This is a genomic window from Arthrobacter sp. SLBN-112, from assembly GCF_006715225.1.
In the GTDB taxonomy this organism is placed as follows: Bacteria; Actinomycetota; Actinomycetes; order Actinomycetales; family Micrococcaceae; genus Arthrobacter.
The window spans coordinates 2,582,218-2,607,768 of the sequence record NZ_VFMU01000001.1; the positions used below are offsets into that span (position 1 = coordinate 2,582,218).

Here is a 25,551-nt window from a genome sequence, read left to right on the forward strand (position 1 = left end):
CCCCTTGGAAACCATTCCGCACTACATCAACGGCACCCGCCTCAGCGACGCAGACCGCTTCGGTCCGGTCTTCAATCCCGCCACCGGTGAACAGGACAAACAGGTGGCGCTTGCCTCGGCGGCCCGCACGGAGGAAGCCATTGCGGCTGCCCGTGCTGCGCTCCCTGCCTGGCGGGCCACCAGCCTGGCCAGGCGCACCACTATCTTCTTCAAGGTCCGCGAGATCCTGAACCAGCGGAAGTCCGAACTTGCCGCCATCCTCACAAGCGAGCACGGCAAGGTCCTCTCAGATGCAGAGGGCGAAATTGCCCGCGGCCTGGAGAACATCGATTTCGCCACCGGCCTGTCCCACATGCTCAAGGGCGAGCGGTCCGAGCAGGTCTCCACCGGAGTCGACGTGCACTCCGTCCGCCAGCCCGTGGGCGTCGTCGCCTGCATTACGCCGTTCAACTTCCCGGCCATGGTGCCGCTGTGGATGATCGGCAGCGCGCTGGCCTGTGGCAACACCGTGCTGCTGAAGCCCAGCGAGAAGGACCCATCCGCCGCCGTCTTCATCGCCGAGGCCTTCGCCGAAGCGGGCCTGCCGGCGGGCGTGCTGAACGTGGTCCAGGGGGACAAGGAAGCCGTCGACGTCCTGCTGGAACACCCCGACGTCAAAGCGGTGAGCTTTGTCGGGTCCACGCCCATCGCCCAATCGATCTACAAGCGGGCGGCAGAACACGGCAAGCGGGTGCAGGCCCTGGGCGGCGCAAAGAACCACATGGTGGTGCTTCCCGACGCCGACCTGGACATGGCTGCCGACGCTGCGGTTTCGGCCGCCTACGGTTCGGCCGGCGAACGGTGCATGGCCGTCAGCGTCCTGGTGGCCGTGGGCAACATCGCGGACGACCTGGTGAAGGCCATCTCCAGTCGCATGGCAGACCTGACAATCGGCCCGGGAACCGACCCCGCCTCACAGATGGGTCCCCTGATCACCGCAGAGCACCGGGACCGCGTGGCCTCCTACATATCAGGAGCGGAAGGCGAGGGTGCCACGGTAGTTGTGGACGGGCGCTCGCAGCAGTTCGACTCAAACGGGTTCTTCATCGGCGTCAGCCTGGTGGACCACGTCAAACCGGGCATGAAAGTGTACGACGACGAGATCTTCGGCCCGGTCCTGTCCGTGGTCCGGGTGGACACCTACGCCGACGCCGTCAAGCTGGTCAACGACAACGAGTTCGGCAACGGCACCGCCATCTTCACACGCGACGGCGGGGCGGCACGGCAGTTCGAGTTCGACGCCGAAGCAGGCATGGTGGGCGTCAACGTGCCCATTCCGGTCCCGGTGGGGACCTTCTCGTTCGGCGGCTGGAAGAACTCGCTGTTCGGCGACACCCACATGTACGGCCCCGACAGCATCCGGTTCTACACGCGGGGCAAGGTGGTGACCACCCGCTGGCCGGATCCCTCCACCTCGGTGATTGACCTGGGCTTCCCCCAGGTGGATTAGGCACAGGTGGATTAGGCGCAGTTGGATTAAGTGAAACAGGCCGGGGACCGGTAACCGGTCCCCGGCCTGCCTGTTTAGTGAATCTGCCTCTTCAGTTCGGCAGCCTCAGTGGATTGGCTAGCCGTTCATGATGTCGCTGCGCCGCTTCATGTACTCCTCCATGGACAGCTCACCATTGCTGTACTGCTGGTCCAGCTCGGCGAGCTTGCGGGCACGGAACCCCTGCGGTGCGGCCGGCGGCGGGGGAGTGGCCGGCCCCGAAGACTGGCCCGGCCCCTGCTGGACTGGTCCCTGCTGTACGGGCGGCTCCTGGTACGGCTGCTGCTGGAACGGCGGTTCCTGCGGGGCACCGTAGCCGGGCCCCGGCATGGGCGGCTGCCCGTACTGGTAGGGCAGCGGCTGGGGGTCGCCCGTGGGCTGCGGCCGCTGGATACTGCGGAAGCCGCCGGAGAAGTAATCCTGCTGGGTGTAGCCGTCGCGGGGCTGGTTGCTCTGCGGCCCTGCCGAGCCCGGGTACTGGCCTGACCCTGGGAACCCGCCTTGTCCGTACTGTCCGGGGTGCTGCCCCGGGAACTGGTCGGGGAAGCGGCCGGGCAAGCCTTGGTCCCGGTCCCGCCGCGCCATGGAGCGCCGGTACATCCGCATGGCCATGGGAATGACGAAGGACAGGATGATGATCCAGAAAAACAAGCTGCTCACGGTGCCGCGCCTCTCGAGTGTTGTCCTTCCAGCCTAACCCCGGGTGGCCCTACCGGCGGCTGGGCTCCGCCGTTCCCAGCGGACCCTCGCCGGATCCCAACGGAACGCCCGGACCGAAGACGGGACCCGGCGTCGGCCGCTTTGCCGTGATGCCGTCACCGGAGGATTGGTGGCGCAGCCGCCGCAGCACCCACGGCACGAAGTATTCGCGCGCCCACACGAAGTCCCCGCTCCTGGCCTCGCGCCAGGTCCGCGGCGGCAGCGGCTTGGGCTGCAGCGGTTCCAGGGAATGCTCCACGTTCAGCGCGTCCAGCACCATGGCCGCGATGGTGTGGTGGCCCAGCGGGGAGAAGTGCAGCCGGTCCTGGTCCCACATCTGCGGGTCGCCCAACTGCCGCAGCGACCACATGTCGGCGATGATGGCGTCGTGCCGCGCCGCGACTGTCCGCAGGTTCTCGTTGTAAATGGCCACCTTGCTGCGGATCCTGCCGAGAACCGATGAACCCGTGTCCGGTCCGTTGAACAGGACCACGGAGGCGCCGCCCATGGACAGGATCTGCACCACGGAATCGAGCTTCTCAGCCAGTGCGTCCGGGTCTCCGCCGGGGCGGATCAGGTCGTTGCCGCCGGCGGAAAGGGTGACCAGGTCCGGCTTCAGCCCCAGCGCAGGGGCAAGCTGCTGGTCCACGATCTGCTGCAGCAGGCGGCCGCGGACGGCAAGGTTGGCATAGGCGAAGTCAGGTTGGGTCCGGCCCAGCTCCTCGGCCACCCTGTCGGCCCAGCCGCGATGGCCGCCGGGGCTCGCGGGTTCGGGGTCGCCAATGCCCTCAGTGAAGGAATCGCCCATCGCCACGTAGCGGGTCCACGGATGGGATCCGCGCTGCGCGGGCAGGGCCTGGATGTCACTTGTGTCAGTCACGGTCCTATCCTGCCTTCCGCCTTACTGCCTACGCGAACGTAGGTTGTTACCTGTGGGTAACTGATATGAATGGAAACCATGACTGACGCCGAAGTATTTCCTGCCCCCGTTGTCCTGTGGTCCCATCCTGAGGACCAGCGCACCGGCAAGCCGCTGCTGGTGCTCCTCCATGGCTACGGCGCCAATGAGCAGGACCTGCTCAGCCTGGCCGACCTGCTGCCGGGGGGCTTCGCCGTCGCTTCCGTGCGGGCACCCATCGCCATGGGCCCCGGCTTCACGTGGTTCCCGCTGACGGCCTCCATCGACTATTCCCTGGACCGGGTCAAGAAGGCCTCGGAATACGTGCTCGACTGGATCGACGCCATCCGGGTATGGCATCCTTCGGTGACCCTGCTCGGCTTTTCGATGGGCATGGCCATGGCAACCACGCTCCTGCGGCAGCGGCCCACGGACTTCGCTGCCGTCGTCGGACTCTCCGGCTTCGTGGTGGACGCCGCCGGCGACCCTTCCTTCAAGGACGGCGAACTGGACGGCACCGTGCCCATGTTCTGGGGCCGGGACCAGCAGGATCCGGTCATCACCCAGGACAAAATCGAGTTCACCATGGGCTGGGTCCGCAAGCACGTCAAGCTCACCAAGGTGCTCTACACCGGCATGTGGCACGGCATCAACCAGCAGGAGATCGGGCACGTGGGGGAGTTCCTCACCCATGAGGTGCTGAACAAATAGGCGTACGACGGCGGCGCGGCAGCCTGGGAGGCCGGCCCGCCGCCGGTGCGCCGGAGGTCAGGCCTCCGGCGCCACCACCTTCACCGAGTGGCCGTTGACGGTGACGATGTCGCCGTTGTGCAGCTGGCGGCCGCGGCGGTCGTCGATTTCGCCGTTGACCTTGACCAGCCCGTTTTTGATGAGGTCCGCCGCCTCCACCCCGTCCTCCACGAGGTTGGCGAGCTTCAGCAGCTGGCCCAGCCGGATCATGCTGTCGCGGATGGGGACGTCGTCAATGGGGTTGCTCATACAGCAATAATGCCTGAACTAAGGTGGATGCAATGACCTCCCCTCCCCGCCTGCCGGTGCTCGCAGGCCTGCCGCTGGCCGTAGGCTCCGGCCTTGCCATCCCAGTCCAAGGGCGCATCAACGGGGCCCTGGGTGCCCGGCTCAATGACGGAATCGCCGCCGCGGCCGTGAGCTTCAGCACAGGGCTGCTGGTCATGATCGTCATTTCGTTGGTCCTGCCGCGCGGCCGGGCCGGGCTGGCAAGCATCCTCCCGGCGGTCCGCAGCCGTGCTTTTCCCCGCATCTACGTAGTGGCCGGTGCCATCGGCGCATTGTTCGTCTTTGCCCAGTCCTTCACGGTGGGCATCCTGGGCGTGGCCCTTTTCACGGTGGCCACCGTGACCGGACAGACCGTAAGCGGCCTGCTGGTGGACCGCATGGGAATCGGCCCGGCCGGGAAGAAATCCGTCACCGGCATCCGCATCATCGGCTGTGTCCTCACCATCGCCGCGGTTGCATGGGCGGTGTCGCCCCGGTTCAGCGGCGCGGGGGCCGGCGGCTCCGACGACGATCCCGCTTCCCTGCTGCTTCCCATCCTGCTGCCTGTGGCCGCGGGCTTCCTCATGAGCTTCCAGCAAGCCATGAACGGCACCGCCACCGTCCACTACGGCACACCGATCGCGGCAACGCTGGTCAACTTCGTGGCCGGCTGCACGGTGTTTTGGGCCGCGCTGGCGGTAAAGCTGGCGGTGGCCGGCCCCGCCAACCCGCTGCCGTCCGAATGGTGGTACTACCTGGGTGGTCCCATGGGGGGTGTCTTCATCGGCCTCGGCGCCCTCCTGGTCCGCAGCTTGGGCGTGCTGGTCACCGGGCTGGGCATGATTGCCGGGCAGTTGCTGGGCTCGCTGGCCCTTGACCTCACGCTGCCCACGCCGGGGACCGTCGTCGCTCCGGCCACCGTCCTCGGGACCTTGCTGACCCTCGCCGCCATTATCCTGGCAACCCTGCCCTGGCCGCGGGGCGCGCTCCGGAGGCAGCGGCCGGTACGCTAGGACACGAGCTTTCCACCATCTTCCTTCATTCGCCCCGGCGGGCAGCCCACTGTGCCTCCAGGCATACGGCGGCCGGGGCCTGACAACCCGCGGACCGCACCCAGCGGCCCTGTAGAAATTGGAGTTACCCCATGGCAGCAAAATCCGTCCTCGACCAGGTCATTTCCCTCTCCAAGCGGAGGGGCTTCGTGTTCCAGGCCGGTGAGATCTACGGAGGTTCGCGTTCTGCCTGGGACTACGGCCCCCTGGGCGCGGAACTGAAGGAAAACATCAAGCGCCAGTGGTGGCAGTCCATGGTCCGCGGCCGCGAGGACGTGGTGGGCCTGGACTCCTCCGTGATCCTGCCCCGCCAGGTATGGGAAGCCTCCGGCCACGTGGAGGTCTTCTCCGACCCCCTGGTGGAGTGCCTCTCCTGCCACAAGCGCTACCGCGCCGACCACCTCGAGGAAGAATACGAGGAAAAGAAGGGCCGCCCGGCCGAGAACGGCCTGAAGGACATTGCCTGCGCCAACTGCGGCACCCGTGGCCAGTGGACCGAGCCGCAGGAGTTCTCCGGCCTGCTCAAGACCTACCTGGGTCCGGTGGCCAGCGAGGAAGGCCTGCACTACCTGCGCCCCGAAACCGCGCAAGGCATCTTCGTGAACTTCAACAACGTCCTCACCACCTCCCGCAAGAAGCCGCCGTTCGGCATCGGCCAGATCGGCAAGTCCTTCCGCAACGAGATCACGCCCGGAAACTTCATCTTCCGCACCCGTGAGTTCGAGCAGATGGAAATGGAGTTCTTCGTGGAGCCCGGCACGGACGAGGAATGGCACCAGTACTGGATGAAGGAGCGCATGGCCTGGTACACCGGCCTTGGCATCCGCGAGGAGAACCTGCGCTTCTTCGAGCACCCCAAGGAGAAGCTCAGCCACTACTCCAAGGGCACCACGGACATCGAGTACCGCTTCGGCTTCCAAGGCTCGGAGTGGGGCGAACTGGAAGGCATCGCCAACCGCACCGACTTCGACCTCTCCACCCACGCCAAGGCCTCCGGCACGGACCTGAGCTACTTCAACCAGGCCACCAACGAGCGCTACACCCCGTACGTGATCGAGCCCGCCGCGGGCCTGACGCGCTCCTTCATGGCGTTCCTGGTGGACGCCTACACCGAGGATGAGGCTCCCAACGCCAAGGGCGGCGTGGATGTGCGCACCGTTTTGAAGCTGGATCCGCGCCTGGCCCCGGTCAAGGCCGCCGTCCTGCCGCTGAGCCGCAACGAGGACCTGTCCCCGAAGGCCAAGGACCTGGGCGCGCAGCTGCGGAAGAACTGGAACATCGACTTTGACGACGCCGGCGCCATCGGCCGCCGCTACCGGCGCCAGGACGAGATCGGGACCCCGTTCTGCATCACCGTGGACTTCGACACCCTTGAAGACCAGGCAGTCACCATCCGCGAGCGGGACACCATGAGCCAGGAGCGGGTCTCCCTGGACAAGGTGGAGGGCTACCTGGCGGCACGGCTGATCGGGGCCTGAGCATGGCCATCGAATACCGCGAATGGCGGGACGGCGATGACCTGGCGCTCCTGGAAATCTGGGGCGACCCGGACACTGCGCAGGCCCGGCAGTTCCGCAGCGCCCTTGCCGTGTCCTCCAACGGGAGGGACGGTTCCCCATGGCGCCGCTGCATCGTGGCCGAGGACGTCATTGACGGCGTGGGCATTCCGGTGGCCGCCGGCGTCGTCTATGAAGCGTCCCTGCACCCGGAACGCCTCTGGTGCTACATCGAAGTGGCCCGCGACCACCGCCGTGCGGGCATCGGGGCCAGCCTTCTGACCATGCTGCGGCGCGAAGCCGACCACGCGCCATCGGGGGTCAGCAAGCTGCGTGCCAAGGTGGAGCCAGGCACCGCTGGTGCCGGCTTCGCCGAAACGTTCGGCCTGGCGCCCATCCAGCGTTCCCGCCTTGTGGTGGTGGAGCCCGGCGCCCTGCGGCTTCCGGTGTTCCCGGCCAAGGACGACGGCGGCGCGGCCAGCGGCGAGAACGCCGGCTCCGACGTCGTGATGGACCTGGCAACGGGCTCCGTGGAGCTGACCGACGTGGTGGGCCGGTATTACACCGCCATCCACGGTTGGGACTCTCCCGGCGTCCTGTCCGTGGGGCAGGTGCAGAAGCTGTTCCTGGACGAACTCACCGGAGCCCACGGCGCCATTGTGCTGCGCGCCCAGCCTGAATCCGCGTTCGGGTCGGGGGTTGCCCCCAGTAAGAAGGGGCGCATCCGGGCCTTTGCCGTCAGCTACGCGGCCCCGGCAGACCCGGACGCCGCACCAGGCACGGAGAGCGCGGGATCCGAAACGCCCACCGACGTTTTCGTGGGTCACGAGCCTTCGCTGGACGCTGATGATGCCGCTGAGGCTGTCCGCGACATGCTTGCCCTGATCGCCTACCAGCACCCGGTCATGCTGGAACTGGATGATTCCATGACCGCCCTGCGTGCCGCCGTCGAACCCCTGCTGGACAGTGGCAAGGCACGGCTGGCGGGCGCGGAAACCCTGGTGGTCTCGGACTAACCAGCCCCGCCCCAACTGGGTAGCGCCAAGTGTCGTTTTGACCCCTCAAAACGACACTTGGCGCTACTTACTTGGGCTGCTGCTTAGCGCGGGGAGCACGACGGCGGCCCGCGGCTGCGTCGGCTGCGTCGAGCAGCTGCCGCTCGGCGTCGGTCGGCGCGCTCCCGCCCAGGTGCGCCGGCATCCACCACGCACCGGATCCGGGATCGAGTGGGAAGCCGGCGATGCAGCGGTCGATCCCCAACTGCAGGGTGCTGCGCAGCATGCCGGTGGCCGCCTCCGCGTCGCTGCCTGGCGGAAACCACATGGGTTCGCGCACGTGGACCCGCACCGGGGCGCGCCAGCTGCGGCGCAGGGAAAAGCCGTGGCCGCGCGTCAGCACCCGGTGCGCGCCCCAAACAGATACCGGAATCACTGGTACGCCTGCCTCCGCAGCCATGCGGACTGCGCCTGTTCGGCACTCGCGTACGGTGAAGCTGCGGCTGACCCCTGCCTCCGGGAACACCGCAAGGTACTCGCCGTCGCGGAGCCTGGCCACCGCCGCGTCATAGGCGTCCGAACGGTCCGTGTATCCCAGCACGACGTGGCCGCTGGCGCTGATGGCGGGACCGGCAAGCCAATGATCCGCCGCTCCCTGGTGGACCAGGAACCGCAGCTGGGCCCGGGCGTGCCGCCACAGGAGCAGCTCGAGCACGGCGAAATCCAGGTAGCCGAAATGCGTCACGGCGAACACTGCACCCTTCCCGGGATCAACCCGGCGGGACGGCCCACTGAGCGGTCCCTTGTCCGGCAGGTGCGCCAGGCCCGTCGCCTGGAGGTCCAACCGCAGGGCCCAGCGCAGGAACTGCCCGGTCCGGACGATCAGCCGATAGAACCGGTCGTTGGGCGGCGGACGCCAGGGCATGTTCGAAACTGCCTAGAGGGTGACCTGGACGGATGAGTCCGGCAGCAGCTGCGAGAAGGCCGGCGACGGCCGGACCGCGGCGCCCGTGCTCTCCGCAAAGGACTTGATGACGAAGCCGGTGGCGAGGGTCTGCCACACTCGGACCTTCCGGAGCATGAAATGCCCCACGCCCTTGAGTGCCACGTACTGCATGCTCCCCGCATCTGCAGAGGCCCGGCGGGCGAAGGCAAGGGACTGCGAGGGGCTGGTCATGTGGTCCGTGGTGCCGTGGATGATCAGGACTTTCCTTCCGGCGACGGCGGTGGCGGGAGTTGCCGGGCTCAGCCACGGAGCAAGCGCCACCACGGCCTCCACCTGGGGGTGGTCCGCTGCGCATACGGCTGTCAGGCCGCCCATGGAGTGGCCCAGCAGGAAGACCGGAACGTCCGGATGGCGTTCGCTGATCTGCCGCAGGGCCCAGCGGGCGTCCTGCAGCGGGGACATGTCAGGGCCGTTCCAGCCGCGGACGCTGTTGCGCAGGGACCAGACGGCCAGTCCGTGCTTCCGGCCGGCGCGGTGCAGGTGCCTGGCGAAGGGGATCATCCGGGCCGGGCTGAGGTGCCGGGCCTCCACCGGATCCCGGCTGTGGGCCTTGCCGCCGTGCAGGACCAGGACCACGCCCCTGGTGTCACCTGCTGCCTCGAGGACACTCAGGACAGGCTGGTGGGCGGGTACCGCTGTCACTTGATCCGACTGCAATCCACCTTCGGCGGCCCCGCGAATTCCTGCCCCGCTGCCGGTTTCCCGCGTATCACGGATGTCCATGCCTGGTTCCTCCCCATCCCGATGGTCCATTTATAAACCCTATGGCGGCCCACGTAGAGTTCAACCTATGAGGTTGTACTGCTGATGGGCGCCGGTCACTCCCACGCTTCCTTGGATCATTCGGAGCCGACGCCCCAGGCGATGGCTGCCCGCAGCAAGGCGAACCGCATCCTTGCCGCGGTGCTCATTCCGCTGGCGCTGCTGACCCTCGCCGGGATGGCCGCGTTGTGGCCGTCCGGCAGCAAGGAAGGCGTCTCGCTGGCCAACCCCTATTCCACGGCCCCCGGGGTCACGTTCGATACGGGCACCATCCAGAACGTGGTGACCGAGAACTGCACGCAGGGCCTCAGCCAGCAGGGCACAGGCCAGCAGGGAACCGGCCAACAAGGCAGCCAGCAGGGTTCCACGCAGCAGCCGCCGGGGCAGGGCTCGGACTGCACCTTCGCCTTCACCGAGCCGGACAAGGGCGGAAGTCCGGTGAGGGTGGTCATCAACCCGGATGTGGCCTCCTCCCACGGCGTTAAGCCCGGAGACCAGATCCGCTACCTGAATCTCTCCAACGCCCAAGGCGCCACGGGGTCGCAGGGCTCCCCGGCCTTCATCTTCGTGGACTTCGTCCGGACGCTGCCGATTGTCCTGCTTGCCGTGCTCTACGCGGCGGTGGTCATCGCCGTCGCCAGGTGGCGCGGACTCCGGGCCCTGGTCGGGCTGGTGGGCGCCTACTTCGTGCTCGCAAACTTCCTGCTTCCGGGCCTGGTGGAAGGCAAGCCGCCGCTGCTGCTGGCGCTGGTGGGTTCCACGGTGATCATGATCGGGGTGCTGTACTTTGCCCACGGATTCTCCGCGCGCACCTCCACGGCACTCCTGGGCACCATCTTCGGCCTGGCCATCACCGCCCTGCTGGCTGCCTGGGCCACCGACGCCGCCAACCTCGCAGGGGTGGGCAGCCACGACGCCGCCACCCTGGTGAACACCTCGGCAAACATCTCCATTTCCGGCGTGATCCTCTGCGGACTCATCATCTCGGGCCTGGGCGTCCTCAACGATGTCACCATCACCCAGTCCTCGGCGGTGTGGGAACTCTATGAGCTGGCACCGGCCAGCAGTGCCCGGAAGCTGTTCACCTCGGCCATGCGGATCGGCCGCGACCACATCGCCTCCACCGTGTACACCATCGCCTTCGCGTACGCCGGCGCCGCACTGCCCATCCTGATCATCGTCATGCTCTACGACCGGCCGCTGATGGACACCCTCACCAGCGCCGAACTCTCCGAAGAGGTCATCCGAACCCTGGTGGGTTCGATCGGGCTGGTCCTGGCCATCCCGGTCACCACCCTGATCGCCGTGCTCGTCGTGAAGGCCACCGGGATCAAGGCACCAGACGCCGTGCCAGTAAGCGGTGCGGTCCGGGATGGAAAGAGGGGTACAAAGCACGACGACGGGCACGTCCATACGGACGACGTCACGGACACGGGGGCGCTCGCCGCCGCCGTGCTTGAGGAACGCACCCGGCGCACCGCCGTCGAACCCGCGGATGAACCAGCCACCCGGCGGGGCCGCCGGGCCGACCGCGGCTGAAAACCTTCTCTTTGTACGGCTGTCCAGCTGCTGCTACTGGAAGTCCGCCAGCCAGAGATCCGGGCCGAAGACTTCGTACTGGATGTCCTTGGGCCGGACGCCTGCGCCCACCAGGGCGGTCCGGACGGCTTGCATGAAGGGCACCGGGCCGCAGAGGTAATATTCGGCGTCGGATGGCAGCTGGACATCCTTGATGTTCATGAACCCTGAGCGCACGGTGCCGCCGGCCTCGGAGGTGGAGGATTGGGCGCCGTCCGGATCGAGGAACCACGTATTGAGGGACGCATCCGGCAGTGCGGCAAGGTCCGCCGTCACCTGGTTCCGCAGCGCGAAGGAGGCAGGGGAGTCGTCCGCGTGCAGGAACATAACCTTCCGCTGCGAGCCGGCCTTCACCAGGTGGGACAGCATGCCTGCCATGGGCGTGATCCCGATGCCCGCGCTTGCCAGCACCACGGGCCGGTCCGTGTATTCGAGCACAACGTCGCCGAAGGGCGCCGAAAGGGTGACTTCATCGCCCACGTCGACGTGGTCGTGAAGGAGGTTGGACATCTCGCCGTCCGGCTTCCCGTCCGTGCGCACGCGCTTGACGGCGAACCGCCGGTGCTGCCCGTCGTCGGCCTGGGTGAGGCTGTACTGGCGGGGCTGCAGGACGCCGTCGGGCATCTGCATCCGGAGGGTGACGTACTGTCCGGGCAGGGAGGGCTTGACCTCCCGCTCGTCGGTCCGCTCCACCACGAAACTGACAACATCGCCGGTTTCCTGGATCTTTTCGGCCACCCGCCACGTGCGCCACACGGTCTCCGGGCTCAGCCGGACGGCGTCGTACAATCCGCGTTCCTTGTTGATGAGCATGTTGGCCATAAGCCAGTAGACCTCGTCCCACGCCGCGGCCACTTCCGGGGTCACTGCGTCGCCGAGGACATCGACGATGGCCCACATCAGGTTGTCGTGCACCACCTGGTACTGCTCGGGGCTCAGGCCCAGGGACACGTGCTTGTGCGCAATGCGGGACAGCAGGTGGTCCGGCAGGTGCGTGGGGTCGTTGACGAGGAAGCCGGCAAACGCGGCGATTGACCCGGCCAGCGCCTGCTGCTGCCGGCCGTCGGCCTGGTTTCCGCGGTTGAAGAGGCCGTTGAGCAGTTCGGGATGTTCCTCGAACATGTGGCCATAGAAGCGGGAGGCGATGTCCTGGATGTTTTCGCCGACGACGGGAAGGGTCGCCTGGATCACGGGGTATGCGGTGTCTGACAGCACGGTGATCTCTCCTCTGAAGGCAGGCCCCTGGCAAGGCCCGGTTCCACGACACGCTAACAGCCGGCCGGAAACCCGCGACAGGCCCTTCGGCACTGGTGGGAAACCACCGATTTGCCCGGCTTTGCAACAATGGATAAGTGACTGTTGCAGCAACTCCTCCCGCCCCCAAGCTGGAACTCCCGCCCCTCAAGCTGGGACCCATCACCGTTGACACCCCCGTGGTCCTGGCTCCCATGGCCGGCATCACCAACTCCGCCTTCCGCAGGCTGTGCCGCGAATACGGCGGCGGCATGTACGTGGCGGAGATGGTCACCTCCCGTGCGCTGGTGGAGCGGACCCCCGAATCCCTTCGCATCATTTCCCACGACGACGACGAGAAAGTCCGCTCCGTCCAGCTCTATGGCGTGGACCCGGCCACCGTCGGCGCCGCCGTGCGGATGCTCGTGGAGGAAGACCGGGCCGACCACATCGACCTCAACTTCGGTTGCCCCGTCCCCAAGGTGACCCGGCGTGGTGGCGGGGCCGCGCTGCCCTGGAAGATCGATCTCTTCACCTCTATCGTTCAGACGGCCGTCAGGGAAGCCTCCAAGGGAAACGTCCCGCTCACCATCAAGATGCGCAAGGGCATCGACGATGACCACCTGACGTACCTCGACGCCGGCCGCATCGCCCGTGATTCCGGTGTTGCCGCCGTCGCGCTCCACGGCCGCACTGCGGCCCAGTACTACTCGGGCCAGGCTGACTGGTCCGCCATTGCGCGCCTCCGCGAGGCCCTGCCGGATATCCCGGTGCTGGGCAACGGCGACATCTGGTCCGCCGAGGACGCCGTCCGGATGGTGCGGGAGACCGGCGTGGACGGCGTGGTGGTTGGCCGCGGCTGCCAGGGGCGGCCGTGGCTCTTCGGGGACCTGCAGGCCGCATTCGAAGGCAGCGACGTCCGGCACCGGCCCAACCTGCGGCAGGTGGCAGAGGGCGTCTACCGCCACGCCGAACTGATGGTGGAAACCTTCGGCGACGAAGGCAAGGCACTGCGCGAGATCCGCAAGCACATCGCCTGGTACTTCAAGGGGTATGTGGTGGGCGGCGAACTGCGTACCCGGCTTGCCCTGGTCACCAGCCTGGAAGTGCTCCGGGACACCCTGGCCGAGCTGGACCTGGATTCGCCCTATCCCGGAGTGGACGCCGAGGGCCCGCGCGGCCGTGCCGGCTCGCCCAAGAGGCCAGCCCTCCCCAAGGACTGGCTCGACTCCCGGGCGCTGAACGATGACCAGTCCCGGGACATCGCAGCCGCCGAACTGGATGTTTCCGGTGGCTGAGACACCGACTGCAGGAACGCCCACCGCCGCCCTGGCGCTGCCCGGGTACGATCTGCACGATTCTGCCCGGTGGGTGGAGGAGCCGCCCAAGAGCACCTACCGTTCAGACTTCGAGCGGGACCGTGCCAGGGTGCTGCACTCCTCGGCCCTGCGCCGGCTGGGCGCCAAAACCCAGGTGGTGGCACCTGACACCGACGACTTCGTCCGCACCCGCCTCACGCACAGCCTGGAAGTGGCCCAGGTGGGCCGCGAACTGGGCCGGGCCCTGGGCTGCGATCCCGACGTGGTGGACACCGCCTGCCTCAGCCATGATCTCGGCCATCCGCCCTTCGGCCACAACGGCGAATCGGCGCTGAACGAGGTGGCGCATGCCATCGGCGGCTTCGAGGGCAACGCCCAGACCCTCCGCCTGCTCACCCGCCTCGAACCCAAGGTGCTCACGGTCGACGGCCGGCCCGCCGGACTGAACCTGACGCGCGCAAGCCTTGACGCGGCGTCGAAGTACCCGTGGTCCGCCCTGGAAGCGCCGGTGATCCACGGCCAGCGGACCAGCAAGTTCGGCGCGTATGAGGACGACCTGCCCATCTTCAACTGGCTCCGGGAGGGTGCGCCGGAGCGCCGGACCTGCCTGGAAGCCCAGGTGATGGACCTGGCGGACGACATCTCCTACTCGGTGCACGACGTGGAGGACGCGATTGTTGCCGGCCACTTCCAGCTGCGCTGGATGGACAACCCGGACCACCGCGCCCGCGTGGTGGGTTACGCCAAGCAGTGGTACCTGCCGCACAACGATCCCGCAGCCATCGATGCCGCACTCGCCCGGCTGGAGGCCACGGACGTGTGGGTGCGCGAGGCGGACGGCAGCCGCAAGTCCATGGCGGCCCTGAAAAACATGACCAGCCAGCTGATCGGCAGGTTCTGCCAGAGCGCCCTGGAAACCACGCGCGCCGTCTACGGGCCGGAGAACCTCACGCGGTACAACGCCGAACTGATGGTTCCGGACGAGACCGTCATGGAGATCGCCGTGATGAAGGGCCTTGCCACCACCTTCGTGATGACCACCGAACACCGGCAGCCCATTTACGAGCGCCAGCGGGAGGTGCTCCACGCCCTGGTGACCGCCCTCAGCGCCACCGGGGACCGGCACCTGGAACCGATGTTCGCGGCGGATTGGCGCGCGGCGGACGACGACGGCGCGCGGCTTCGCGTGGTCATCGACCAGGTGGCGTCCCTCACCGACGGTTCCGCCCTGGCCATGTATGAGCGCCTGGTGGGGAGCCTGCCCTCGCTGTGGTGAGGAACGCTGTGGTGAGGAACGCTGTGGTGAGGAACGCCGTGGTGCGCCGCCCGCCGTCGTACCGTGGGCCGGGAAGGTCAGTGCCCGGCACTAGGATGGCTCTGTGGCTGGGCTGATCAAACGTGAAGATATCGACGAAGTACGCCAGCGCACGGACATCAAGGAAGTGGTGGACGGCTACGTCACGCTCAAGGGTGCCGGGCTGGGCACCTTCAAGGGCCTGTGCCCCTTCCACGACGAGCGCTCGCCGTCCTTTACCGTCCGTCCCCAGGTGGGCCGCTACCACTGCTTCGGCTGTGGCGAGGACGGCGACGTCATCGCCTTCGTCCAAAAGCAGGACCACAGCTCCTTCCAGGAAGCCGTGGAAAAGCTCGCCGCCCGCATCGGCTACGAGCTCCGCTACGAGGACGGCGGCACCGGCCCCAACCGCGAGGAAGTAGGACGGCGCCAGCGGCTCCTGGATGCGCACAAGATCGCGGACGAGTTCTTCCGGGCCCAACTCCTGACGCCTGGAGCCGCGGAGGGCCGGACCTTCCTGCATGGCCGGGGCTTTGACCGGGCTGCCGCCGAGCACTTCGGTGTGGGCTATGCCCCGCAAGGCTGGGACGCCCTCCTGAAGCACCTTCGCGGCCGTGGATTCACCGATGCCGAGCTCAAACTCACCGGAATGTTCAGCGAAGGCAACCGGGGGATCTACGACCGTTTCCGCGGCCGCCTCATCTGGCCGATCAAGGACATCGCCGGCGACACCATCGGCTTCGGCGCGCGCAAGCTCTACGAGGACGACCAGGGCCCCAAGTACCTCAACACCCCGGAAACCACGCTCTACAAGAAGTCACAGGTCCTGTACGGCATCGACCTCGCCAAGCGCAGCATCGCCAAGGACCGCCAGTTGGTGGTGGTGGAGGGCTACACCGACGTGATGGCCTGCCACCTTGCGGGCATCACGACGGCGGTGGCCACCTGCGGCACCGCGTTCGGCACCGAGCACATCAAGATAGCCCGCCGGCTGCTGTCCGACGACGGCACCGGGGGAGAAGTGGTGTTCACCTTTGACGGCGACGCCGCCGGCCAGAAAGCGGCCCTCCGGGCCTTCGAGGAGGACCAGCGGTTCACCGCGCAGACCTACGTGGCCGTGGAACCCACCGGCGCCGATCCCTGCGACCTCCGCCTCAGCCGGGGGGATGAAGCCGTGCACGCCCTGATCCAGTCCCGGCGTCCGTTGTTCGAGTTCGCTATCCGCACCACGCTGAGGCAGTTCAATCTGGACACCGTGGAAGGCCGTGTCCAGGGCCTGAAGGCATCCGTGCCCGTGGTTGCGGCCATCCGCGACGCCTCCACCCGGACCGGCTACTGCCAGGCGCTGACCGGCTGGCTGGGCATGCCGGACCCCAACGAGGTCCTGCGCATGGTCACCGCGGCGGTCAAGCGCGGCGAAACGGGACGTCCCGCCGCCCCGGGCCAACCGCAAGGGGGAGCCACCAACCCCTCCACGGCCCACTCCGGCGCCTCCCAGGCCGGCGGTCCCGGGGTAGCTGCGGGGCCGGCGTCGGGCGCCGTGCCCTCCTACCACCGCCCCGATCCGCGCGACCCCGTGGCCTCGATGGAACGGCAGGCGCTGGAAGTGGCGCTGCAGCAGCCCGCGCTGCTGGCAGGAGGGGTCTGGGACAGGTTCGCTGCCGCCGGGTTTGCCACCCCGGCCTTCCAGGCCGTCCATGACGCCATGAGGGCCACCGGCCCCGGGCTTGTGGGGGATCCCGCGCGCTGGGTGGAACACGTCATGCACGAGGTTCCGGAGCCGCTCCGGCCCCTGGTCTCGGAGCTTTCCGTGGTGCCGCTGCCGGCGCACACGGAGGAGGCGGTGCTGAAGTACTGCCGGGACATCCTGTCCAGGCTGTTCGAACTGCAGATTACCCGCGTCAAAGCGGACAAGATGGGCCAGCTGCAGCGCCTCGACGCCGCGGCGGACCCGGAAACCTATCAGCGGCTCAACCGAGAACTGATGATGCTGGAAATGGAACGCCGGGCACTGCGGGCGGAGTCGTAGCCGGCGCCTGCTCCGCGCAGGGGTGGCTGGCGGGCGTGGGGCAGGTCACTGCCGGCTCGATTTCGTTTCCGCCGCAGGTGTTTGCTAGGCTGATACCCGCTTCATTCCTCCTTAGCTCAATTGGCAGAGCATTCGACTGTTAATCGAAGGGTTGCTGGTTCAAGTCCAGCAGGAGGAGCTTCCAATCCCCGTTCCGGCCTCCGGAACGGGGATTTTTTGTACTCCGAAAGGGCCGTTTGGGCCCGCAAAACCGCCGATTTCCCTTGTGCCGGAATCCTTTGCTAATGTCATACCTGCTTCATTCCTCCTTAGCTCAATTGGCAGAGCATTCGACTGTTAATCGAAGGGTTGCTGGTTCAAGTCCAGCAGGAGGAGCGCTACGAAAAATCCCCGTTCCTCCACATGGAGGAACGGGGATTTTTTCTTTCCGCGGGGCGGGAAGCTGAGCGGGGCGGGAAAGCCGGCTAGACGAAGTCCATCTCCACCTGCAGGAACCTTTCGGCCTCGGCGATGGCTGCCTCGAAGGCCTCCTTCTCGGTGGGCGACTTCCGGGGTTCGCGCGGGCTCCATTCATGCGGCGCGGAGTGGATCCGCACAAAGCCTGTGTCCGGCGGGGCGTAGAAAATACCGAAGCGCTGCACCGGCCATTCCGGCGAAGTCTCCGGCGCCACCAGCAGGGCTGCATTGAAGGCGGGGTTGAACCATTGGGCGATGGGCCTGCGCCGGTCTTCGGTGAACAGCCCGGCCGCGTACAGCGCCGCCGACTGCTGTCCCGCCTGCGCGCACAGCCGCTCCCACCACAGTGGCAGGATCCGGGCGTCGCACCGTTGCCAGGTGGCCGGAAGTGGCGGTTGGTTCTGCCAGTTGGGCACGGGATTATTTTATCCCCGGAGGCGGCCGCAGGGCAGGGAAAGCCGTCCCGGTCAGGCAAAACAGTCAGAGTCGCTTACGGGGCCCGCCGTTCCTTGGTCCGGGCTTCCTTGGTCCTGGATTCACCCGGTACAGGAGGGCGGCGCCTGCCAGCAGTCCCAGGACAATGCCCATGGCGGGGTTGCCCAGGGCGCGCCCCCCAAAATAGCCGACGACGGCGCCAAGCACCGCTCCGAGGAAAAGTCCCCTTCCGTTGCGGTGCGGTTTGCGGCTCATGGGCTGCCTTTCAATGAAAGCCGGTGCTTAGTGAATGGACGGGACGGTACGCGGCCGGACCACCAGCCACAGCGCCGCAATGGCCACCAGGATGCATGCTGCCTGCACCGCGCCCATCGGCGCGGCGCTGGTGATGCCGATCCAGCCCACGACGGGCGAGATCAGTCCGGCTGTGAGGAACGTTGCCGCACCCAGCAGTGACGCGGCTGTTCCTGCCTGCCCTGCATGGCCGGCCAGCGCCAGCACCTGCACGCAGGGGAACATGAAGCCGGTGCCCATGATGTAGAACCACAGCGGGATCATGACGCCCCACAGCCCCAGGCCCGCGCGGTCGAACACCACGATCAGCAGGGCCATCAGGAACATCCATGCGGTGGCGCCGGCCAGGATCCATTGCGGCGGCACGATCCTGATCAGCCGCGCACTGGTCTGCACGCCGGCCACGATACCCAGGGAGTTGATGCCGAACAGCAGCCCGTACTGCTGGGCCGAGAATCCAAACACATCCTGGAAGAGGAACGGTGAGGCTGACAAATAGGTGAAGAGGCCGCCGAAATTGAAGCCGGCCACCATCAGCAGCCCCACGAAGATCCGGTCGCTGAAAAGGACCTTGTAGCGCTGCCGTGCCGTCATGCCGCTCTGGCCGCGCTTCTCCGGTGGGAGGGTTTCGCGCACCAGGAGCAGGGCCGCCACGATCACCAATGTCCCGTAGGCGGCCAGGAACACGAAGATGCCTGGCCACGGCATCACCAGGAGCAGCTGTGAGCCAATGACGGGGGCAAGGATGGGCGCCAGGCCGTTGACCAGGGACATCCGGGAGAACATCCGCACCATCGCATAGCCGGAGAAGAGATCCCGCACCATGGCCATGGCCACCACGCCGCCGCCTGCGGCACCGACGCCCATCAGCACCCGGAAGACCCCCAACGTGTTGATGTCCGTGGACAGGGCGGCGCCCAGGGATGCGGCGATGTGCAGTGCCGTGGCCAGGATCAGCGGGGTGCGGCGGCCGAACCTGTCGCTGAATGGCCCCACCACCAGCTGCCCAAATGCAAAACCCACCGTGGTGCCTGCCAGGGTGAGCTGGACCTGGGCCTCGGTCACCCCCAGGCTTTCCTCCAGCGCGGGAAAGGCAGGCAGATAGAGATCGATGGTGAACGGACCGAGCGCCGTCAGGGCGCCAAGGAGGAGGATGTACAGGAGCTTCCGGCGGCGGCTGAGCAGGTCGCCTGGATTGGGGGGATTGGTCACGGAGAACAATCCTAGGCCCGGCGGGGGTGCTTTTTGCAGCGTTGTAGGCCGCGCCGCCCGGCAAGCCCCCGGGTTCGCCCTGAACCTGAATGGTAGTTTTGGTGGCGTGGACTGTGCGGCTGCACATGTCCGCGGCAAACGGAAGCAGTATCGACCCATAAAACCAGTAAGGCGGAACCGATGAGCGGACGTCACAGCGGGCGCACCAGCCCCGGATTGCGTATCACTGCGCTGCCCGGGACGGCAAGGCTCCTTTTCCGGTTGGCGCCACGCCAGCTCAATGACGAGATCGCGTTCGCCAAGATCGAACTCAAGCGCAAGGGAATCCAGGTAGGCGTGGCCGCGGCATTCTTCGCCGTGGCGCTCCTCTTTCTTGCGTTCCTGGTGGTGGGCCTGATCGTCGCAGCCATCATGGGACTGGCCACCATCATGCCTGCGTGGCTGGCTGCCCTCCTGGTATCCGCCGCTTTCCTGCTGATAGCCCTTATCGGCGGGCTCGTTGGGCTCGCCCGGTTCAAGAAGGCCATGCCGCTGATGCCGGAGGAAACCATCCGCGGCATCAGGCACGATATCGGCGTTGCCCGGGAAGGGTCCGCCTTCAACCCGGCCGTCCTGGACCCGCAGAGCCCCGAGGCCAAGGCTGCGAAGGCAGCCAAGGCCGAAGCAGCGGCCAAGGCCAAGGCCGAGAAGGCAGCAAAGGCTGCCGAGCACGACAAGGAATTCCCGCACGCCTCCGAGCCCGAGCTGGTGCACCGGCTGAGCCAGCGGCGCCACCACCTCACCGAGGTCCGCGACGAACTCGGCACGGAGCTGGACCTCAAGACCCAGGCCCGCTACGTGCTGGCCGCCGCACAGGTCAAAGCCCGCGAGACCCAGGTGCTGGCGCAGCGCAGCATGGATGCGGCGGGCCAAAGGCTTGCAGCGTTCTCCGGATCCACCGACCTGTCCAGGCGGTGGAAGCCACTGGCAGCTTTCGCAGCGGCCGGAACCGTCCTGGTGGTCCTCCTCCGAAAGCTGCTCCGCTCCAGCTAGGCCAGTGCAATGCACAACGCTCCAATGCACAACGTTCCAGTGGACGACTCATAACCGAAAGACCGTGATGCGGCGCAGGAAGGAGAGGGGACGGGTGAAGTTTATTGGTGCAGGTGCCCGCCCCGGCCGTCCGCAGGTGGACCACGACGTCGTCTTCACCATCCCCAACCTGCTCACCGTTGTGCGGTTCATGGGTGTCCCGCTCTTCATGTGGCTCGTCCTGGCCCAAAAGGAGTATGGGGCCGGTGTGATCGTCCTGGCAGTCATGGCTGGTACGGACTGGATTGACGGCTACATCGCCCGCCGGTTCGACCAGGCCTCAAAACTCGGCAGGGTCCTTGACCCGATCGCCGACCGGCTGGCGCTGCTGGCCGTGGCCTTCACCCTGGTGATTGCCGGCGTCGTGCATTGGCTGTACCTGGCCGCGCTGGTGGTCCCCGACGCCGTCCTGCTGGTCCTCACGCTCTCCTTCTTCCGCGGGCACCCGGACCTTCCGGTCAGCGTGGTGGGCAAGGTACGCACCGGGCTGCTCCTCCTGGGCACTCCGCTCCTGGTCCTCTCCCGCCTGGACACCGGCTTCGCCGACCAACTCTTCGCCGCCGCCTGGGTGGTGCTGGGGCTGGGCCTGGTTGGCCACTGGGTCGCCGCCTACAACTACTTTTGGGCCATCCTGCGAAAGGGCAGGGAACTGAAACAGCACGACGGCGGGCACGGCTGATGGTCTGGATCGCCGTCGGCCTGGCGGTGCTTGGTGCCTTCTGCCTGGCCCTGGGTGCCCAGCGCCAGGGCAGTGCCGTCAAAGCCGATACCGGCGGCCTTGCCCTGAGTTCCAACGGGTTCCTGCGCCTCCTGCGCAATCCCCGGTGGATGTTCGGGCTCCTGCTGCTGTGCACCGGAATGGCCATGAACGCCGTGGCCCTGGTTTCCGCCCCGCTCACGGTGGTCCAGCCCATCGGCGCCATCGCCCTGGTAATCACTACAGTGGTCAATGCCCGGGACCAGGACCTGACCATCAACCGTGCCACCGCCGTGTCCATCGGCGCCTGCGTCACCGGCTCGGCACTCTTTGTCCTCTTGGCGGTCAACGTCACCCAGGAGAGCCACCATGTCAGCCTGGCGGACGAGCTCACCATCGTGCTGCTGCTCGCCTTGGCGGTGGGCCTGTTCGGCACGCTGGCAGTGATGTTCAGGCACCGCATGAACGCGTTCGTCTACATCCTGGGCGCCGGCATCCTGTTCGGCTTCGTTGCGGTGCTTACCAGGATTATCGGCAAGCACCTCCTGGACCCCAACGGCCTGTTCCTGCTGAACGTGCAGTGGTACTCGGTGGTGGCCATCATCGCCGCCGGCGGCCTGGGATCCTGGTTTGTCCAGAGCGCCTACTCCACCGGCCCCCCGGACCTGGTCATTGCCGGACTCACGGTCATCGATCCCATGGTGGGCATTGCCATCGGCATCATCATCCTGGGTGAACTGCGCCCCGATGTCCATGCCGTCATGGCCATTGCGATGGGAACGGCGGCCTGCCTTGCTATCGTTGGGGTTATCGCCCTTTCCCGGCACCACCCGGAGGTCACCAAGCGCAAGAAGGACGCGCGGAAGGCCGCCGGCAGGCCGTCCCACTAGCCCATTCCCGCACAGACCAGCTATCCCGCGAAGCCCCGGCGCCCTGCGCCAGCGGCCAACCGTGCTGCCAGTTCCACGCTGTCCGCACCGTGACCATCAGGAGTACTCCACATGACCACGCCAGCCGACCAGCATCCCCTGACCATCCTGATCGCGGCGGACACGTACCCGCCGGACGTCAACGGCGCCGCCCAGTTCGGATACCGCCTGGCCAAGGGAATGACTGCCCGTGGGCACAACGTCCATGTCCTGGCGTCCCGTGACAGCAAGGGGAAGAGCTTCACGGAGTTCCGCGAGGAAGCAACCGTCCACCGGCTCCGCTCGCACAAGGCGTTCACCCACGAGACCTTCCGCCTCTGCTTCCCGTGGGAAATCAAGAAGGAAATCAGTCTGCTCTTCGACCGGGTGAAGCCGGACGTGGTGCACATCCAAAGCCACTACATGATCGGCGAGCACGTACTCTACGAAGCTGTGAAACGGGGCGTCCGGGTGGTGGCCACCAACCACTTCATGCCCGAAAACCTCAACCCCTTCCTGCCGTTCCCGCAGTGGTTCAAGGACATCATCGGGCGTGTTTCCTGGAAGGACATGGGCAAGGTCATGGGCCAGGCCGACGTCGTCACCACGCCTACGCCGCTGGCCGCCCGGGCCATGCACGAGCACGCCTTCCTGCGCAAAGTCCTGCCGCTGTCCAACGGCATCGACTCCTCAGCGTACGAACTCCAGCCCGGCGAGCACATCGAGCCGCATGCGAACCCCACCGTGCTGTTCGCCGGACGCCTGGCCGAGGAAAAGCATGTTGACGTACTCATCAAGGCCGTCAGCAAGACCCCGCGGGAATTGAACGTGCACCTGGAGATCGTGGGCGGCGGCGAAGTGCGCACCGCCCTGGAGGACCTGGCGCGCCGGCTTGGGCTGGGAAGCCGCGTGAAGTTCCTGGGCCTTGCCAGCGACGAGGAACTGCGGAGGGCCTACATCCGGGCGGACCTGTTCTGCATGCCCGGAACGGCCGAACTCCAATCGCTGGTGACGCTCGAAGCCATGTCCGCCTCCACCCCGGTGGTCCTTGCGGACGCCATGGCCCTGCCGCACCTGGTGCGCGACGGCGAGAACGGCTACCTGTTCACGCCCAACGACAGCGACGACCTCGCCAAGAAGATCACCCAGGTCCTGGAGCTGCCCAGGGAGGAACAGCGGGCCATGGGCCGGGCCAGCCGCCAGATGGTGGAGCCGCACAGCATCCAAGGGACACTGCAGACCTTCGAGGACCTGTACCGCGGCGCCACGTACGAGGACAAAGTGGTCTGAACCCTTTCCCGGGTTTGCTAGAGTGTTTCTGCCCTGCCGGAGCGTGCCGTTTGGACACGTGTCCACGGGGTTTGGGGCTATAGCTCAGCTGGTTAGAGCGCGGGACTCATAATCCTAAGGTCCTCGGTTCAAGTCCGAGTAGCCCTACCGCCAGTGGCGGAACCGCGGCCGACGATTTTTCGTTGGCCGCGGTTTTCTTGGTTAACCCCGCCTCCTGCGGTATGTTACTGGTCAGTAACATACCGTGCTCCGCTCCGCCGCATGGTCAGCGCTGATCATCAAAGAAGGTACCCATGGCCACCTCCGCAGCCGATCCCCACGAACTTCCCTACGTCGACGGGGATTTCTTCGCCTTCGAGCAGCTCCTCTCCGGGAAGGAACAGGACCGGCTCGCTGAAGTCCGCGAGTTCCTGGCGCGCGAGGTCAAGCCCATCGCGGTTGACTGCTGGAACCGCGGCGAGTTCCCGGCGGAACTGGTGCCGAAACTTGCCGGCCTGGACCTGGCAAGCCCGGTCCGCCGCCAGGGGTACTCCAACCTCTTTGCGGGCATGCTGCATGCCGAGCTGACCCGTGCCGACGCCTCCATCGCCACCTTCCTGGGCGTCCACGACGGACTGTTCACCGGTTCCATCGAGTTGCTGGCCTCGCAGGAGCAGAAGGACGAGTGGCTTCCCGACATCTACTCGCTCAAGAAGATCGGTGCCTTCGGCCTGACCGAGCCGCTGGGCGGCAGCGATGTTGCCGGCGGGACGCGCACCACGGCGCGGAAGGACGGCGACCACTGGATCCTCAACGGCGCGAAACGGTGGATCGGGAACGCCACCTTCTCGGATTGGGTGGTGGTGTATGCCCGGGACCTGGCCGACAACCAGGTCAAGGGCTTCATGCTGGACACGGCGCTTGACGGGTTCAGCGCCACAAAGATCGAGAACAAGATCTCGCTGCGCACCGTCCAGAACGCCGACATTGTCCTGACGGACGTGGTGGTGCCGGAGCGCTTCAAGCTGGCGAACGCCAACAGTTTCCGCGACGTCAACAAAGTCCTCAAGGTAACCCGGCTGGCGGTTGCATGGCAGGCCGTGGGGCTCCAGCTTGCCGCGTTCGACGTTGCCCGCCGCTATGCCGTGGAACGCCGCCAGTTCGGCCGGCCCCTGGCCTCCTTCCAGCTCATCCAGGACCAGCTGGTGCGGATCCTGGGAAACACCGTCAGCTCGATGGGGATGATGGTCCGGCTCTCCCAGCTGGAGGACGAGGGGGTGGCCAAGGACGAGCAGTCCGCGCTTGCCAAGGCCTACGCCACGACGCGCATGCGGGACAGCGTGGCGTTGGGCCGAAGCATCCTTGGCGGCAACGGCATCGTGACCGACTTCGAGATGGCCAAGATCTTCGCCGACGCCGAGGCCATCTACTCATACGAGGGCACGGCCGAAATCAACACCCTGGTGACGGGCCGGGCCATCACGGGCATCTCTGCCATCGTCTAGCTGCCATCGTCCAGCGGCAATCGGCCCGCCGCCAGGTCGCGGCAGGCCCGTACGCAGCGGTGGGACCGGGTGTCCCGGCAGGCCGGACATTTCCGGCTGCCCATCACCTACGGCGGGCCCGGCAGCGGAAGCAGGACGGATGGGCGAAGGTCCAGGACGAACTGCAGCGGATTGACGTATTCCTCCCCGTCCCGGACTCCCCAGTGCAGGCACTGGGCCGCCGGGCAATGTCCCGGCAGCACGGTCCCCACCACCTGGCCCGGAGCAACGGCTTCGCCCACCGCCAGCGTGCTGTCCACGGGTTCGAAACTGCTGCGCAGCCCGCCGCCATGGTCGATGGTGATCACGGGCCTGTCCACCACGATGCCCGCGAAACTCACCGTTCCCGCCGCGGGTGAAACAACGGGGGCTCCGGCTGCGCCGGACCCCAGGTCAACGCCGCGGTGCCCGCTGAGCCACGGCTTTGGCGGGGGATCGAAACCGCGCAGCACCGGCGGGCGCGGCGCCAGCGGCCACTGCCAGGAAGGCGCTGCACCCGCTGCGGCAGCCGCCGTCGTACCGTCCCCTTGGGAGGCGGCGCTGTACGGGAGGGCCGCACCGGCGGAGGCCACGGATGCCGGCAGCAGCAGGAGCACGGCCAGGAGGGCTGGTGGTTTCATGTCACCAGCCTGCCGGGCTGCGGACGGTACCGGCAGGGCCGGTTCCGCCTATGTGGACAACCCTCGCGAAGGGCAGGCCCCCGGCCGCAGCAGTGTCCGGTGGGCGGGGACGCCTGTAGTACACTTGATGGAGCAGTTT

Annotated in this window: 24 protein-coding genes and 3 tRNA genes; 17 read left to right on the forward strand and 10 right to left on the reverse strand. The window is 67.0% G+C overall.

What is annotated here, in order from left to right; genetic code table 11:
- The first annotated feature begins 4 nt into the window (after nucleotides 1-4).
- Nucleotides 5-1,489 (forward strand): CoA-acylating methylmalonate-semialdehyde dehydrogenase, encoded by a 1,485-nt coding sequence (locus FBY33_RS11915; protein ID WP_142030755.1) that lies wholly within the window; start codon nucleotides 5-7, stop codon nucleotides 1,487-1,489.
- Between the two features lie 117 nt (nucleotides 1,490-1,606).
- Here the strand turns inward: FBY33_RS11915 and FBY33_RS11920 are convergent, their stop codons facing one another.
- Nucleotides 1,607-2,188, reverse strand: coding sequence for a hypothetical protein (locus tag FBY33_RS11920; RefSeq protein WP_142030756.1), 582 nt, complete (start codon nucleotides 2,186-2,188; stop codon nucleotides 1,607-1,609).
- 49 nt (nucleotides 2,189-2,237) lie between these two features.
- Nucleotides 2,238-3,107 (reverse strand): SGNH/GDSL hydrolase family protein, encoded by an 870-nt coding sequence (locus FBY33_RS11925; RefSeq protein WP_142030757.1) that lies wholly within the window; start codon nucleotides 3,105-3,107, stop codon nucleotides 2,238-2,240.
- 78 nt (nucleotides 3,108-3,185) lie between these two features.
- On the opposite strand from FBY33_RS11925, the gene FBY33_RS11930 reads away from it, so the two are divergent.
- Complete coding sequence (locus tag FBY33_RS11930) at nucleotides 3,186-3,836, forward strand: alpha/beta hydrolase (protein WP_142030758.1); 651 nt, start codon at nucleotides 3,186-3,188, stop codon at nucleotides 3,834-3,836.
- A 57-nt stretch (nucleotides 3,837-3,893) separates the two neighbouring features.
- Here the strand turns inward: FBY33_RS11930 and FBY33_RS11935 are convergent, their stop codons facing one another.
- Nucleotides 3,894-4,124, reverse strand: a complete 231-nt coding sequence (locus FBY33_RS11935; protein WP_056338601.1) for an RNA-binding S4 domain-containing protein — start codon at nucleotides 4,122-4,124, stop codon at nucleotides 3,894-3,896.
- Between the two features lie 32 nt (nucleotides 4,125-4,156).
- On the opposite strand from FBY33_RS11935, the gene FBY33_RS11940 reads away from it, so the two are divergent.
- The 3 genes from FBY33_RS11940 (at nucleotide 4,157) to FBY33_RS11950 (ending at nucleotide 7,706) form a co-directional block, all read left to right on the forward strand.
- The gene (locus tag FBY33_RS11940) at nucleotides 4,157-5,155 is read left to right on the forward strand and encodes a DMT family transporter (protein ID WP_142030759.1); all 999 of its coding nucleotides are present in this window, start codon (nucleotides 4,157-4,159) and stop codon (nucleotides 5,153-5,155) included.
- 131 nt (nucleotides 5,156-5,286) lie between these two features.
- The gene (locus FBY33_RS11945; RefSeq protein WP_142030760.1) at nucleotides 5,287-6,672 is read left to right on the forward strand and encodes a glycine--tRNA ligase; all 1,386 of its coding nucleotides are present in this window, start codon (nucleotides 5,287-5,289) and stop codon (nucleotides 6,670-6,672) included.
- Nucleotides 6,673-6,674: 2 nt separating this feature from the next.
- Complete coding sequence (locus FBY33_RS11950) at nucleotides 6,675-7,706, forward strand: GNAT family N-acetyltransferase (protein ID WP_142030761.1); 1,032 nt, start codon at nucleotides 6,675-6,677, stop codon at nucleotides 7,704-7,706.
- Between the two features lie 67 nt (nucleotides 7,707-7,773).
- Here FBY33_RS11950 and FBY33_RS11955 read toward each other — a convergent pair whose 3' ends face one another.
- Both FBY33_RS11955 and FBY33_RS11960 read right to left on the reverse strand, forming a co-directional pair.
- Nucleotides 7,774-8,610: a lysophospholipid acyltransferase family protein gene (locus tag FBY33_RS11955; protein WP_142030762.1), complete on the reverse strand. Its 837-nt coding sequence runs from the start codon at nucleotides 8,608-8,610 to the stop codon at nucleotides 7,774-7,776.
- Between the two features lie 12 nt (nucleotides 8,611-8,622).
- Nucleotides 8,623-9,414, reverse strand: a complete 792-nt coding sequence (locus FBY33_RS11960; RefSeq protein WP_235010547.1) for an alpha/beta hydrolase — start codon at nucleotides 9,412-9,414, stop codon at nucleotides 8,623-8,625.
- Nucleotides 9,415-9,555: 141 nt separating this feature from the next.
- Between FBY33_RS11960 and FBY33_RS11965 the strand changes: the two genes are divergently transcribed.
- A complete protein-coding gene (locus tag FBY33_RS11965) occupies nucleotides 9,556-10,992 on the forward strand; it encodes a YibE/F family protein (RefSeq protein ID WP_142030763.1) in 1,437 nt (478 codons plus the stop codon).
- Nucleotides 10,993-11,025: 33 nt separating this feature from the next.
- On the opposite strand, the gene FBY33_RS11970 is transcribed toward FBY33_RS11965, so the two are convergent.
- Nucleotides 11,026-12,246 carry a globin domain-containing protein gene (locus tag FBY33_RS11970; protein WP_142030764.1) on the reverse strand — a complete coding sequence of 407 codons (1,221 nt, stop codon included), beginning with the start codon at nucleotides 12,244-12,246 and terminating at the stop codon, nucleotides 11,026-11,028.
- 137 nt (nucleotides 12,247-12,383) lie between these two features.
- On the opposite strand from FBY33_RS11970, the gene dusB reads away from it, so the two are divergent.
- The 5 genes from dusB (at nucleotide 12,384) to FBY33_RS11995 (ending at nucleotide 17,281) form a co-directional block, all read left to right on the forward strand.
- A complete protein-coding gene (dusB, locus tag FBY33_RS11975) occupies nucleotides 12,384-13,562 on the forward strand; it encodes a tRNA dihydrouridine synthase DusB (protein ID WP_142030765.1) in 1,179 nt (392 codons plus the stop codon).
- Entirely contained in the window at nucleotides 13,546-14,859 is a 1,314-nt protein-coding gene (locus tag FBY33_RS11980; RefSeq protein WP_142032811.1) for a deoxyguanosinetriphosphate triphosphohydrolase, read from the forward strand. The genes dusB and FBY33_RS11980 overlap by 17 nt, the downstream gene beginning before the upstream one ends.
- A gap of 103 nt (nucleotides 14,860-14,962) precedes the next feature.
- On the forward strand, nucleotides 14,963-16,906 hold the full coding sequence (gene dnaG, locus FBY33_RS11985) for a DNA primase (RefSeq protein WP_142030766.1): 1,944 nt from the start codon (nucleotides 14,963-14,965) through the stop codon (nucleotides 16,904-16,906).
- Nucleotides 16,907-17,011: 105 nt separating this feature from the next.
- Nucleotides 17,012-17,084, forward strand: a tRNA-Asn gene (locus tag FBY33_RS11990).
- A 124-nt stretch (nucleotides 17,085-17,208) separates the two neighbouring features.
- Nucleotides 17,209-17,281: transfer RNA gene (locus FBY33_RS11995), tRNA-Asn, on the forward strand.
- Nucleotides 17,282-17,370: 89 nt separating this feature from the next.
- Here the strand turns inward: FBY33_RS11995 and FBY33_RS12000 are convergent.
- The 3 genes from FBY33_RS12000 to FBY33_RS12010 all read right to left on the reverse strand — a co-directional run bounded on the left by FBY33_RS12000 (nucleotide 17,371) and on the right by FBY33_RS12010 (nucleotide 19,303).
- Nucleotides 17,371-17,778, reverse strand: coding sequence for a hypothetical protein (locus tag FBY33_RS12000; protein ID WP_142030767.1), 408 nt, complete (start codon nucleotides 17,776-17,778; stop codon nucleotides 17,371-17,373).
- Between the two features lie 64 nt (nucleotides 17,779-17,842).
- On the reverse strand, nucleotides 17,843-18,052 hold the full coding sequence (locus FBY33_RS12005) for a hypothetical protein (RefSeq protein WP_142030768.1): 210 nt from the start codon (nucleotides 18,050-18,052) through the stop codon (nucleotides 17,843-17,845).
- A 27-nt stretch (nucleotides 18,053-18,079) separates the two neighbouring features.
- Nucleotides 18,080-19,303 carry a multidrug effflux MFS transporter gene (locus tag FBY33_RS12010; protein WP_142030769.1) on the reverse strand — a complete coding sequence of 408 codons (1,224 nt, stop codon included), beginning with the start codon at nucleotides 19,301-19,303 and terminating at the stop codon, nucleotides 18,080-18,082.
- 180 nt (nucleotides 19,304-19,483) lie between these two features.
- Here FBY33_RS12010 and FBY33_RS12015 point away from each other — a divergent pair, with 180 nt between their 5' ends.
- From FBY33_RS12015 to FBY33_RS12040, 6 genes are all read left to right on the forward strand, one after another.
- Nucleotides 19,484-20,335 carry a phage holin family protein gene (locus FBY33_RS12015; protein WP_142030770.1) on the forward strand — a complete coding sequence of 284 codons (852 nt, stop codon included), beginning with the start codon at nucleotides 19,484-19,486 and terminating at the stop codon, nucleotides 20,333-20,335.
- 94 nt (nucleotides 20,336-20,429) lie between these two features.
- The gene (locus FBY33_RS12020; RefSeq protein WP_142030771.1) at nucleotides 20,430-21,053 is read left to right on the forward strand and encodes a CDP-alcohol phosphatidyltransferase family protein; all 624 of its coding nucleotides are present in this window, start codon (nucleotides 20,430-20,432) and stop codon (nucleotides 21,051-21,053) included.
- Nucleotides 21,053-21,961, forward strand: coding sequence for a DMT family transporter (locus tag FBY33_RS12025; RefSeq protein WP_142030772.1), 909 nt, complete (start codon nucleotides 21,053-21,055; stop codon nucleotides 21,959-21,961). The genes FBY33_RS12020 and FBY33_RS12025 overlap by 1 nt, the downstream gene beginning before the upstream one ends.
- A 111-nt stretch (nucleotides 21,962-22,072) precedes the next feature.
- Complete coding sequence (locus FBY33_RS12030) at nucleotides 22,073-23,269, forward strand: glycosyltransferase (RefSeq protein WP_142030773.1); 1,197 nt, start codon at nucleotides 22,073-22,075, stop codon at nucleotides 23,267-23,269.
- A 73-nt stretch (nucleotides 23,270-23,342) separates the two neighbouring features.
- Nucleotides 23,343-23,416: transfer RNA gene (locus tag FBY33_RS12035), tRNA-Ile, on the forward strand.
- A 146-nt stretch (nucleotides 23,417-23,562) separates the two neighbouring features.
- Nucleotides 23,563-24,753, forward strand: a complete 1,191-nt coding sequence (locus FBY33_RS12040; RefSeq protein WP_142030774.1) for an acyl-CoA dehydrogenase family protein — start codon at nucleotides 23,563-23,565, stop codon at nucleotides 24,751-24,753.
- 107 nt (nucleotides 24,754-24,860) lie between these two features.
- Here the strand turns inward: FBY33_RS12040 and FBY33_RS12045 are convergent, their stop codons facing one another.
- Entirely contained in the window at nucleotides 24,861-25,412 is a 552-nt protein-coding gene (locus tag FBY33_RS12045; protein ID WP_142030775.1) for a M23 family metallopeptidase, read from the reverse strand.
- Nucleotides 25,413-25,551 lie beyond the last annotated feature (139 nt).